The sequence below is a fragment of the Micromonospora trifolii genome, from assembly GCF_050516465.1.
Classification (GTDB): domain Bacteria; phylum Actinomycetota; class Actinomycetes; order Mycobacteriales; family Micromonosporaceae; genus Micromonospora; species Micromonospora trifolii.
In genome coordinates this window covers 5,044,151-5,055,203 of the sequence record NZ_CP191526.1, presented here as the reverse complement: position 1 = coordinate 5,055,203, position 11,053 = coordinate 5,044,151, and the positions used below count along the sequence as shown (strand labels likewise).

Below are 11,053 nucleotides of genomic sequence, written 5' to 3'. Positions count from 1 at the left end.
CGCTCCTCTTCGGGCACGCAACACGTGCGTGTCCGACGTTCCGTCAAGGAGACGAAACACATGGCTATTGGCACCGTGAAGTGGTTCAACGCTGACAAGGGCTTCGGCTTCATCACCCCGGACGGCGGCGGCGCTGACGTCTTCGCCCACTTCTCGGCGATCCAGTCCTCCGGCTACCGGAGCCTGGACGAGAACCAGCGGGTCGAGTTCGAGGTGACCCAGGGCCAGAAGGGCCCGCAGGCGGAGAACATCCGCCCGCTCTGATCTTCGGATCGGTCAGCATTACCTGTCGCGCCCTCCGGGTGTGACGGTGACGGGACCGGCCCGCCCCGCCGCCGCCTGCTTACGCAGGCGGCGGCCCGGCGGCGGGCCGGCCCGTACTCCAATCGGTTCGTGCTTGTGAGTCCTGGCTGCCTTGCGCCGCCGGTTGACAGCGCCGACTTCGGCGCCCTCCCTCGACACGTTCCGCGTCGAGGAAGGCTCGTTTCCGCATGACCACAGTTATTCCTTCGTTCGCTCATACCGGTCTGGCGCCGGCGCTGCTCACCGCGCTGACCGCGCAGGGCATCACCGAGCCGTTCCCGATCCAGACGGCGACGCTGCCCGACTCGCTCGCCGGCCGGGACGTGCTGGGCCGGGGTCGTACCGGCTCCGGCAAGACCCTCGCCTTCGGGCTTCCGCTGCTGTCGCGCACCGCCGGCCGTAAGGCCCGGCCGGGTCGCCCGCTGGCCCTGGTGCTCGTGCCGACCCGCGAGCTGGCCCAGCAGGTCACCACCGCGCTGGCCCCGTACGCCCGCGCTGTCGGGCTGCGCTGCACCACAGTCGTCGGCGGCCTGTCGTTGCAGCGGCAGGCGGACGCTCTGCGCGCCGGCGCCGAGGTGGTCGTCGCGACCCCCGGCCGGCTGCACGACCTGATCAACCGTGGCGACGCCCGACTCGACCAGGTCGAAATCACCGTGCTGGACGAGGCCGACCAGATGGCCGACATGGGCTTCCTGCCGCAGGTCACCAAGCTGCTGGAGCAGGTCGCGCCTCAGGGGCAGCGGATGCTGTTCTCCGCCACCCTGGACGGCGGTGTGGACCGGCTGGTCCGCCGCTTCCTCAGCAACCCGGTGACCCACTCGGTGGACCCGGGCACCGCGACGGTCACCGCGATGACCCACCACGTGCTGCACGTCGACGCGCTGGACAAGCCCGACGCGCTGACCCGGATCGCCGCCCGTGAGGGCCGCACCATCCTGTTCATGGGCACCAAGCACCGCGCCGACCGGCTGGCCCGCCAGCTGCTCTCCAAGGGCGTACGCGCGGCCGCGCTGCACGGTGGCAAGTCCCAGCCGCAGCGCACCCGGATCCTGGAGCAGTTCCGCAACGGCCAGGTGACCGCCCTGGTCGCCACCGACGTGGCGGCCCGTGGCATCCACGTGGACGGCCTGGACATGGTGGTCAACGTGGACCCGCCGACCGAGGCGAAGGACTACCTGCACCGGGGCGGCCGTACCGCCCGGGCCGGCGAGTCCGGTTCCGTGGTCACCCTGGTCCTACCGGAGCAGCGCCGGGACGTGTCCCGGCTGATGGCCACCGCCGGCATCCGGCCCGAGTCGGTCCAGGTGCGCCTGGGTGATGGGGCGCTGGCCCGGGTGACCGGTGCCCGCGAGCCGTCCGGTGTGCCGGTGACCATCGTCGCTCCGCCGGCGCCCGTCTCTCGGGCCCGTACCTCCGGCGGCTCGGCCGCCGACGGTGGCGCCCGGCCGGCGCACCGCGCGTCGGGCCGGTCCCGTCGCCCGCGTCGCCCCCGTACCGTCTGATCTTCTGCGCGTCGACCGACCCGTCCCGCTTCGGCGGGGCGGGTCGGTTTTGTCTGCTTGGTGTTCCGGGCCGGTCGGCTGTCCGTGCGGTCCGACCGGTCAGCCGGCCGCGCCGGGTGGCCCCTCTGCTGAGTCGGTAATCAGCCTCCGCTGGGTCGGCTGGCCGACTGCGCCCCGGCCGGTGGTGGTCGAGGCTGACCGACGGGGGAAGTCGGGCGGGGGGCCCGGCTCGGGAGGGGTGACCATGGCGGGCGAAGCCGGCTCGGGCGCACTGCGTGAACTGATCCTGGTGGTCGCGGTCGCGCTGGCCGGGTTGTTGCTCGCCATGGTTGCGGCCTTCGCGCCCTGGCATGCCACCCCGGCGGGTAACGCTCCCGCCGGTCTGGTGGAGCTGCACAGCCCTGGCGACCCGGGCCTCGGCCCGGCGACCGCACACGTGGGCTGAGCAGCGACCGGCCTACCGGTGCCGGCGGAGGGGCAGGCCCGGTCAGGATCGGTACGAGGTGTGGTCGGGTCGGCGGGGCACCGGCCCGACCACATCGCCTTCGCGGCTCAGGAGGTGGTGGGGGCGTGGGTGAGCAGGTCGGCCAGGGTGGTGCTGTCGACCACCGTGGCGATCGCACCGTGCACCGCCAGCCAGACGTCGGTGAGCCCGGCGGCCACTCCGTGATAGCCGGCCCGCTCGGCCGGCAGACCGCGCACCGTGGTGAGCGAGCCGCCGACCGCACGCAGCACGTCTCCGACGGTGATCTCGTCGGCTGGGCGGGTCAGCGCGTACCCGCCGTCGGCGCCGCGATGGCTGTGCAGCAGACCGGCCCGGCGCAGGTCGAGCAGGATGCCCTGAAGGAAGCTGAGGGGGATGTCCTGCACCTCGGCCAGGCTGGCCGCCTTCACCAACTCGCCGACCCGGTCGCCGTCGCCACCGCCACCACCGGCGGCGACGGCGAGCATCGCCCGGAGCGCGTAGTCGCTGCGCGCGGAGACGAACACGTCACTGACCAGCCTGGTCCAGTACGCCCCAGCGGCGCCGGATCGCCTTGTCCGCCGCGCCGAACGCGGCGTCCACGACCAGGCCGACGACCAGGATGACGATCATCGTGGAGAGCAGCCAGGGTGCGTCGGACAACTCACGGGAGTAGGTGAGCTGGGCGCCGAGCGAGGTCTGCGAGATACCGCTCACGAGCAGCTCACCGGCCATCAGGCTGCGCCAGGAGAAGGCCCAGCCCTGCTTGAGGCCGGCGACGATCGCCGGCAGGGCGGCCGGCGCGATGACGTACCGGTAGAGGTTGAGCCCTCGGGCGCCCAGGTTGCGGCCGGCGCGCACCAGCAGCGGTGGCACGTAGTCCACGCCGGAGATCACCCCGTTGGCGATGGACGGCGCCGCGCCGAGCACCACCACGAAGAAGATCGCCTTCTCGCTCAGCTCGAAGAGCAGGATGGCCAGCGGGAACCAGGCGATCGACGGCATGGTCTGCAACGCGGTGATCATCGAGCCGATGGCGGCGCGCAGCACCGTGGACCGGGCCACCGCGAGGCCCAGCAGCAGGCCGACGGCGACCGAGAAGACGTACCCGAGGGCGGCCCGTTGCAGCGTGGTGAGCAGGCCGTCCCAGAGCTGCGGGCCCTGGGCCTGGGCCACCAGTTCGCGGCCGACCTCCAATGGCGGCGGCAGTGAGTACGGCGGCTTCCAGCCCGTCCAGACCACGATCTGCCAGACGGCGATGGCGATGGCCAGCGCGGCGAGCTTGGGCCAGGTGGCCGCCCAGATCCGGGCGCCCCGGGAGACCTCCTTGTCCCGGCCGGCGATCTCCAGCGCGTCGAGGCCGGAGATCTGCGCGTCGGTACGCGCCGAACTGGTGAGGGTGTCACTGGCCATGGCGGCCCACCTCCGTACGGAGCCGCTCGGTGACCTCGGCGGCGATGGCGGCGACCTCGGGGGAGTCGATCCGGCGGGGGCGCGGGATGTTCACCTCGGCGGAGTAGATGATCCGGCCGGGTCGGCTGGAGAGCAGGATGATCCGGTCGGCCAGCCGGGCCGCCTCGCGGACGTTGTGCGTCACGAAGAGCACCGAGAGTTTGCGCTCGGACCAGATCCGTTCCAGCTCGTCGTGCAGGATGTCCCGGGTCATCGCGTCCAGCGCGCCGAACGGCTCGTCCATCAGCAGCACCGGGGTGTCCAGGGCCAGGGTGCGGGCCAGTGCGACCCGCTGCCGCATTCCGCCGGATAGCTCGTGCGGGCGCTTACGGCCGAAGTCGGCCAGGTGCACCGTGCGCAGCAGTTCGGCGACCCGCTCGCGACGCTGGGCCCGGGGCAGTCGGCGCAGCTTGAGGGGCACCTCCACATTGGCGTCGACGGTCAGCCACGGGAAGAGCGCCGGCTCCTGGAACATCAGGCCCGGGTTGGCGTCGCCGGCCAGGGTGATCTGCCCACCGCTGACCCGGTCCAGCCCGGCCACCAGGTTGAGCAGGGTGCTCTTGCCGCAGCCGGACGCGCCGACCAGGCAGACGAACTCGCCGGGCGCGACGTCCAGCGACACACCGTCCAGGGCCAGGACGGCGTTCGTCCCGCGCCCGTACACCTTGGTCACGCCGGAGAGCGCGACCGCGGTGGTCGCGTTCCCCGGCGTCGTCGTGGTCGACGTCATGGCTGGACGACCTCGGGCTTGCCCTGCGCCTTGAGCGCGTTGTTGAGGTACTTCAGGTCGTACAGGCCCTTGAGGTCCACCGGCTCGGTCAGGTCCACGTCGACGGCGTGGTCGAGCCCGGCCTTGAGCGAGGACGAGATCGGGTCGTTGGTGAACTCCAACGTCGGCCACGCCTGCTTGATGAGCTTCAGGTCCAGCGGCTTTCCGGTGATCTTGCCGATCGCGTCGGAGATGGCCTGCTGCGCCTCCTCCGGCTTGGTGTTGACGAACTCGTTGGCGGCCACCTGGCCGTCGACGAGCTTCTGCACCACGTCCGGGTGCGCCTTGAGGAACTTCGTGCTCACCAGCAGGTTGGTGATGACGAACTTCTTGTCCGGCCACAGGTCGCGCTCGTCGACCAGCACCTTGCCGCCGGCGTTGACCAGGCGGGAGACGAACGGCTCGGGCACCCAGGCGCCGTCGATCCCGCCGCTGTTGAACGTCTCGACGGTCTGGGCGTTCTCCTGCGGCACGATCTTGACGTCACCACCACCCTCCTTGGTGGTGGTGAGGCCCTGCTGCTTGAGCCAGTACCTGATCGCCACGTCCTGGGTGTTGCCCAGCTGCGGGGTGGCGATCTTCTTGCCCTTCAGGTCCTGCGCGCCGTTGATGCCGGGCTTGACCACCAGCGCCACGCCGCCGGAGGCCGCGCCGGAGATGACCCGGACGGCCTCACCCTTGGACTTGGAGAAGGCGTTGACGGTCGGGTTCGGACCGATGTAGGTGGCGTCCAGTGCGCCGGAGAAGACCGCCTCGATGGCGGCCGGGCCGGCGTTGAAGGTCTTCGGGTCCAGCTTGACGTTGGTGCCGAGCTTCTCCGCGAAGATGCCCTTCTCCACGCCGACGACCGCCGGTGCGTGGGTGATGTTGGGGAAGTAGCCGAGGCGCAGCGTCACCGGGCCGGAGCTGCCGCCCGCGCCCTCGCTGTCGTCGCCGCACGCGGCGGTGCTGCCCAGGGTCGCCGCGCCGACCACGGCGAGGGTGGCCAGGGTGACCAACCGGCGCAGGGGGAGCCGTCTCATCGTCCGTCCAATCCGCAGTATTCCTACTTAGTTGGTAGGAAGAGTGGGCCAGACTGCGACCAGCGTCAAGACCCATCCACATGGCGGGATGACGCGTCTCAGTCATGTCGGTATTTCCTACCAGCTTGCTAGGGTAATCGGCGTTCGGTCACCGGCAGAGAGGCGACTTCGCGATGACCTTCCACTGGTTCCTGCCCACCTCCGGCGACGGCGACCAGGTCGGTGCCGCCACCGTCACCGCCGGTGCCGCGAGGCACGACCGGGCCGCGACGGTGGCCTACCTGGCCGAGGTTGGCCGGGCCGCCGAGACGAACGGGTTCACCGCCGTTCTCACCCCGGTGGGCGCCGGCTGCCCCGACCCGTGGATCGTCTGCGCCGCGGTCGCCCAGCACACCGAGCGGCTCGGCATGCTGGTCGCGGTCCGGGCCGGTTTCGCGCTGCCCACCCTGATCGCCCAGCAGGCCGAGGCGTTCCAGGCCGTCTCGGGTGGCCGGCTCTCGCTCAACATCGTGACCGGGGGCGACCCGGCCGAGCAGCGGGCGTACGGCGACTTCCTCGGGCACGACGACCGCTACGCGCGTACCGGCGAGTTCGTCGAGGTGCTTCGCCGCGCCTGGGCCGGCGGGCCGTTCGACTACGCCGGAAAGCACTACCGGGTCGACGGTGGGGGCCTGGCCACCCCACTTGCCGCGCCGCCGCCGGTCTACTTCGGCGGCGCGTCCCCGGCCGCCGAGACGGTGGCCGCCCGACAGGCCGACGTGTACCTGATGTGGGGTGAACCACCGACGTCGATCGCGGCCCGGGTCACCCGGGTCCGGGCGCTCGCCGCCGAGCAGGGCCGCACCCTGCGCACGGGCCTCCGGCTGCACGTCATCGCCCGGCCGACCAGCGCGGAGGCGTGGGCCGAGGCGGACCGGCTGCTGGCCGGGATGAGCCCGGAGCGGATCGCCGCCGCCCAGGCCCGGTTCCGCCGGATGGACTCGGTGGGCCAGGCCCGGATGGCCGCGCTGAACGCCGGCCGCACCGACGGGCTCACCGTCGCACCGAACCTCTGGGCCGGCGTCGGCCTGGTCCGCGAGGGCGCCGGCACCGCGCTGGTCGGCAGCTACGCCGAGGTCGCGGCCCGAATCGACGAGTACGCCGCGCTCGGCGTCGACGAGTTCATCCTCTCCGGCTGGCCGCACCGCGAGGAGGCGGAGCGGGTCGGCGCCGAGGTGCTGCCCCTGGTGACGGCCCCGGTCGCGGCGGCTCCGGGAAGGTCGCGGGTGGCGGAGGTGTCGACGCGCTAGGGTCGACTCCGTGGCGGCGCGGAGATCCAGAATTCCAGCGACGAAGTATCCGGTCGAGCGGTTCACCCTCGACAACGGCCTGCGGGTGGTGCTCACCCCCGATCGCAGTGCCCCGGTGATCGGGGTGGCGGTGGTCTACGACGTCGGCATCCGCTCGGAGCCGGAGGGGCGTACCGGCTTCGCTCACCTCTTCGAGCACCTGATGTTCCAGGGCTCGGAGAACCTCGAGAAGCTGGCCCACTTCCGGCACGTGCAGGGCGCGGGTGGCACCTTCAACGGCTCCACCCACCTGGACTACACCGACTACTTCGAGACGCTGCCGAGCAACGCGCTGGAACGCGCGCTGTTCCTGGAGGCGGACCGGATGCGGGGGCCTCGGCTGACCGAGGAGAACCTGCGCAACCAGGTCGACGTGGTCAAGGAGGAGATCCGGGTCAACGTCCTCAACCGGCCGTACGGTGGCTTCCCCTGGCTGACCCTGCCGCCGGTCATGTTCGACACCTTCCCGAACGCCCACGACGGCTACGGCTCCTTCGACGACCTGGAGTCGGCGACCGTCGCCGACGCCGCGGACTTCTTCCGCCGCTACTACGCCAGCGGCAACGCCGTGCTGGCTGTCAGCGGCGACATCGACGTGGCCGAGGCGACCGAGCTGGTCACCCGGCACTTCGGCGACGTGCCGGCCCGGCCGGCACCGCAACGGCCCGACTTCACCGAGCCCGACCTGAGCGCCGAGCGGCGCACCTCGTACACCGATGCCCTGGCGCCGCTGCCGGCGGTGGCCGGCGCCTGGCGCGTGCCCGACCCGGTCACCGACTTCGCCGGCTACCTGCCGTACGTGGTGCTGGCCGAGGTGCTCACCGACGGCGACGCGTCGCGGCTGGTCGAGCGACTGGTGCAGCGGGACCGCACCGTGACCAGCCTCGGCGGATACCTCGGTTTCATGGGCGACCCGTTCGACGTCCGGGATCCCACCGCGCTGCTGTTGCAGGCGCACCTGCCGCCCGCTGGCGATGTGGACAAGGTGCTGCGCACCATCGACGAGGAGCTGGACCGGCTGGCCACCGACGGGCTGACCGACGGTGAGCTGGCCCGCACCCAGGCCCGGATGGCGACCCACCTGCTGCGCGACACCGACGCGGTGCTCGGTCGGGCGCTGCGGATGGCCGTGCTGGAGCAGCAACGCGGCGAACCGGGCCTGCTCAACGAACTGCCCCGCCTGGTCGGAGAGGTCACCGAGGAGCAGGTCCGGGCCGCCGCGGCCACCCTGCGTCCGGAGCGCCGGGCCGCCATCGAGGTCATCGCCGGAGGTGCCCGTTGAGCGCGACCACCACCACCGCTCCGGTCGGACCGCGTACGCTGCCGCCGCTCGGGCCGACCCGCAAGCTCAAGGTGCCCAAGCAGGCCGAGCGCACGCTGCGCAACGGTCTCACGGTGATCGCCGTACGCCGGCCCGCCGTACCCCTTGTCGAACTACGGCTCTGGGTGCCGTTCGGCCGGGTCCACCTGGCCCGCGGCGCGATGCTCTCGCAGACCATGCTCTCCGGCACCGAGTCGATGACCAGCGTGCAGATCGCCGCCGAGCTGCAGAAGGTGGGTGGCGGGCTCTCCGCGGGCGTCGACCCGGACCGGCTGATGCTCTCCGGCGCCGGCCTGGTCACCGGTCTGGACCGGATGCTGGAGCTGCTGGCCGAGGTGCTGACCGGCGCCAGCTACCCCAGTGACGAGGTGGCCACCGAACGGGACCGGCTGGTCGACCGGATCCAGGTGGCGCAGAGCCAACCGGCGCACCTGGCCCGGGAGGCGCTGCTCAAGCGGATCTACGGCCGGCACCCGTACGCGACGCAGACGCCGGAGCCCGGCCAGATTCGTGCCGTCCGACCGGCGGCGCTGCGCACCCTGCACTCGGAGCGGGTCCACCCGACCGGCGCGCAGTTGGTGCTGGTCGGTGACGTGCAGCCGGAGAAGGCACTGGACGCGGCCGAGCGGGCGCTCGGTGGCTGGTCGGGTGCCGGGCGGGTGGCCGAGCTGCCGGCGACCCCGCCGCTGGAGCCGGGGCCGCTGCTGCTGGTCGACCGGCCGGGCTCGGTGCAGTCCTCGCTGCGGATCGCGCTGCCGGCGGTGTCGCGCACCGACCCTGACCACGCCCCGCTGCAACTGGCCAACCTGATCTTCGGCGGCTACTTCTCCTCCCGGTGGGTGGAGAACATCCGCGAGGACAAGGGCTACACCTACGGCCCGCACTCGGTGATCGAGCACTCCGTCGCCGGGTCGGTGCTGGTCGCCGCCGCCGACGTGGCCACCGAGGTCACCGGCCCGGCCTTGCTGGAGACGACGTACGAGCTGGGTCGGTTGGCGTCGCTGCCGCCGAAGCCCGAGGAGTTGGAGCAGGCCCGGCAGTACGCCCTGGGCACCCTCCAACTCGGCATGTCCACCCAGGCCGGGTTGGCGGCGTTGACCAGCGCGTACTCCGGCAATGGTCTGCGTCTGGACTTCCTCGCCGAGTACGCGGCGAGGTTGGCGAAGGCGAGCATCGACGACGTCGCGCAGGCGGCGGCCCGCTACCTGGCCCCGGCCCGAGCGGCGATCGTGGTGCTCGGCGACGCCGAGCGGATCACCCCGGGGCTGGCCGCGCTGACCACGGTCACTGAGCAAGAAGCGTGAGCGAGCGGAGCGAGCGAGCCGTGGGGTTCAGCAGCGGGCCGTCTCACGGCGGCGCGCAGCGAAGCGGAGCGCCGGCGTGAGCGGGGAGGCGGCGCCGCCGTTGGCGCGGTCCACGCTGGATCGGGCTGCGCACCGGCGGGGCGACTCGCAGTGGTTGACGGAGGCGTGGTTGCGCGCCCGGGTGCTGCTGCTCGATTCGACCGACGAGGGGCGGACGCTGGCCCGCACCGAGACGTCGCCTCCGACGTTGGTGCTGTTCGGGGCGGCTGACGTGCCCGCCGGGTCCGAGTCGATGGCGATGTTCCTGGGTGTCGAGCCGGACGGGGTCCCGGTCTTCGCTGTCGACGCGCCTCTTCCGGCGATACCGGGGACCCGGGCGGTCCACCTCCGGGAGGTGGGTCACCTGCTCGCCGACCGGGAGGCCGGCATCTTCACCACCGCGTTGGCGCTGGTCAACTGGCACACCCGACACGGTTACTCGACGAGCACCGGCGCGCCGACCTCGATGGACGAGGCGGGTTGGTCGCGGGTGGACCGCAATGGTGGGCGGATCTGGCCGCGTACCGACCCGGCGATGATCGTGCTCGTCCACGACGGCGTGGACGGCCCGGACGGCCGTTGCCTGCTCGGCAACAACGCCGGCTGGCAGGGCACCCCGGGTGGTCGCCGCTATTCCTGCCTGGCCGGCTACGTGGAGCCGGGCGAATCGGCGGAGGCGGCCGTGCTGCGCGAGGTCCGCGAGGAGGTGGGCGTCGGGGTCGAGCGCATCGGGTACGTGGGCAGCCAGGCATGGCCGTTCCCCGGCTCGCTGATGCTGGGCTTCCTGGCCACCGCGAACCCGACCGAGCCGGTGCGGGTCGATCCGTCCGAGATCGCGTACGCCCGGTGGTTCTCCCGTCGCGAGATCGGGGCGGCGTTGGCCGGGCAGACGGTGGACGTGGGCGACGGGGCCCGGCTGATCCTGCCGCCTCCGTCGTCGATCGCGCTGTTCCTGATTCACCGCTGGCTCGACGGCTGGGTGGACGCTGACCGCTGAGCACGGTCCCGACCCGTGGCCGCCGTTGCCGCGGCGGTCACGGGCCGGGAACACGGGCCGTCGTGATCGGCGGGTGCGAGTAACGCGGCGGGGGAGCCGGTCCGACCACGACGGACGACCTGTGGAATCAGGTGCCGGTGCGGCCCGGTCTGTGTCGGAAGGCGGGCCGCGACTCGATCAGCGGGACGACCTTGACCCGTTGCTTGCCGGCGCGGACCGCGCCGACGGTGGCCAGGGCGCGGGCCAGCAGCAGCGCGGCGTCCCGGTCCTCGGCGTGCACGATCTGCCGGCGCGGCTCGGGCGTGGTCGTCTCGTCGCGAAGTCGGTGGCCGTCCGCCCAGGCGGCGGCGATGTCCCCGTCAGCGACGGCGCGGATGTCGGTGCGAACGATCAGGAACCGCATGGGGGTCTCCGGATGAACCGCGACGGATGAGCCAGTGTGGAAGTTCCACGTACTCGAGGGCCATGTTACGCCCCGTGTTCGTCCCAGCAACTGAAACGCGCCTATCGGTTTCGAGCCTCGTCCGATTAGCCGATGGCTGCTCAGCAGGGT

At 72.1% G+C, this 11,053-nt stretch carries 12 protein-coding genes; 7 read left to right on the top strand and 5 right to left on the bottom strand.

What is annotated here, in order from left to right; genetic code table 11:
* Nucleotides 1-60 precede the first annotated feature (60 nt).
* The 3 genes from cspE to ACQRWP_RS23410 all read left to right on the top strand — a co-directional run bounded on the left by cspE (nucleotide 61) and on the right by ACQRWP_RS23410 (nucleotide 2,250).
* The gene (cspE, locus tag ACQRWP_RS23420; protein ID WP_007464836.1) at nucleotides 61-264 is read left to right on the top strand and encodes a transcription antiterminator/RNA stability regulator CspE; all 204 of its coding nucleotides are present in this window, start codon (nucleotides 61-63) and stop codon (nucleotides 262-264) included.
* A gap of 227 nt (nucleotides 265-491) precedes the next feature.
* Nucleotides 492-1,805: a DEAD/DEAH box helicase gene (locus ACQRWP_RS23415; RefSeq protein WP_410821922.1), complete on the top strand. Its 1,314-nt coding sequence runs from the start codon at nucleotides 492-494 to the stop codon at nucleotides 1,803-1,805.
* Between the two features lie 244 nt (nucleotides 1,806-2,049).
* On the top strand, nucleotides 2,050-2,250 hold the full coding sequence (locus ACQRWP_RS23410) for a hypothetical protein (protein ID WP_091406170.1): 201 nt from the start codon (nucleotides 2,050-2,052) through the stop codon (nucleotides 2,248-2,250).
* A gap of 107 nt (nucleotides 2,251-2,357) precedes the next feature.
* Here ACQRWP_RS23410 and ACQRWP_RS23405 read toward each other — a convergent pair whose 3' ends face one another.
* Genes ACQRWP_RS23405 through ACQRWP_RS23390 form a run of 4 tightly spaced genes read right to left on the bottom strand, consistent with a single transcriptional unit; the run spans nucleotide 2,358 to nucleotide 5,511 of the window.
* On the bottom strand, nucleotides 2,358-2,795 hold the full coding sequence (locus ACQRWP_RS23405; RefSeq protein ID WP_430497734.1) for an RrF2 family transcriptional regulator: 438 nt from the start codon (nucleotides 2,793-2,795) through the stop codon (nucleotides 2,358-2,360).
* A 1-nt stretch (nucleotide 2,796) separates the two neighbouring features.
* The gene (locus tag ACQRWP_RS23400) at nucleotides 2,797-3,681 is read right to left on the bottom strand and encodes an ABC transporter permease (protein ID WP_430497732.1); all 885 of its coding nucleotides are present in this window, start codon (nucleotides 3,679-3,681) and stop codon (nucleotides 2,797-2,799) included.
* Nucleotides 3,671-4,450, bottom strand: a complete 780-nt coding sequence (locus tag ACQRWP_RS23395; protein WP_430497730.1) for an ABC transporter ATP-binding protein — start codon at nucleotides 4,448-4,450, stop codon at nucleotides 3,671-3,673. The genes ACQRWP_RS23400 and ACQRWP_RS23395 overlap by 11 nt, the downstream gene beginning before the upstream one ends.
* Nucleotides 4,447-5,511 carry an ABC transporter substrate-binding protein gene (locus ACQRWP_RS23390; protein ID WP_430497728.1) on the bottom strand — a complete coding sequence of 355 codons (1,065 nt, stop codon included), beginning with the start codon at nucleotides 5,509-5,511 and terminating at the stop codon, nucleotides 4,447-4,449. Before ACQRWP_RS23390 ends, ACQRWP_RS23395 begins: the two co-directional genes overlap by 4 nt.
* A gap of 173 nt (nucleotides 5,512-5,684) precedes the next feature.
* On the opposite strand from ACQRWP_RS23390, the gene ACQRWP_RS23385 reads away from it, so the two are divergent.
* From ACQRWP_RS23385 to nudC, 4 genes are all read left to right on the top strand, one after another.
* Nucleotides 5,685-6,800, top strand: coding sequence for an LLM class flavin-dependent oxidoreductase (locus ACQRWP_RS23385; protein WP_430497727.1), 1,116 nt, complete (start codon nucleotides 5,685-5,687; stop codon nucleotides 6,798-6,800).
* Nucleotides 6,801-6,810: 10 nt separating this feature from the next.
* A complete protein-coding gene (locus ACQRWP_RS23380; RefSeq protein ID WP_430497725.1) occupies nucleotides 6,811-8,121 on the top strand; it encodes a M16 family metallopeptidase in 1,311 nt (436 codons plus the stop codon).
* Complete coding sequence (locus ACQRWP_RS23375) at nucleotides 8,118-9,464, top strand: M16 family metallopeptidase (protein WP_430497723.1); 1,347 nt, start codon at nucleotides 8,118-8,120, stop codon at nucleotides 9,462-9,464. Before ACQRWP_RS23380 ends, ACQRWP_RS23375 begins: the two co-directional genes overlap by 4 nt.
* 76 nt (nucleotides 9,465-9,540) lie before the next feature.
* Nucleotides 9,541-10,500 (top strand): NAD(+) diphosphatase, encoded by a 960-nt coding sequence (nudC, locus tag ACQRWP_RS23370; protein WP_430497722.1) that lies wholly within the window; start codon nucleotides 9,541-9,543, stop codon nucleotides 10,498-10,500.
* Between the two features lie 127 nt (nucleotides 10,501-10,627).
* On the opposite strand, the gene ACQRWP_RS23365 is transcribed toward nudC, so the two are convergent.
* Entirely contained in the window at nucleotides 10,628-10,903 is a 276-nt protein-coding gene (locus ACQRWP_RS23365; RefSeq protein ID WP_430497720.1) for a hypothetical protein, read from the bottom strand.
* Between the last annotated feature and the right edge of the window lie 150 nt (nucleotides 10,904-11,053).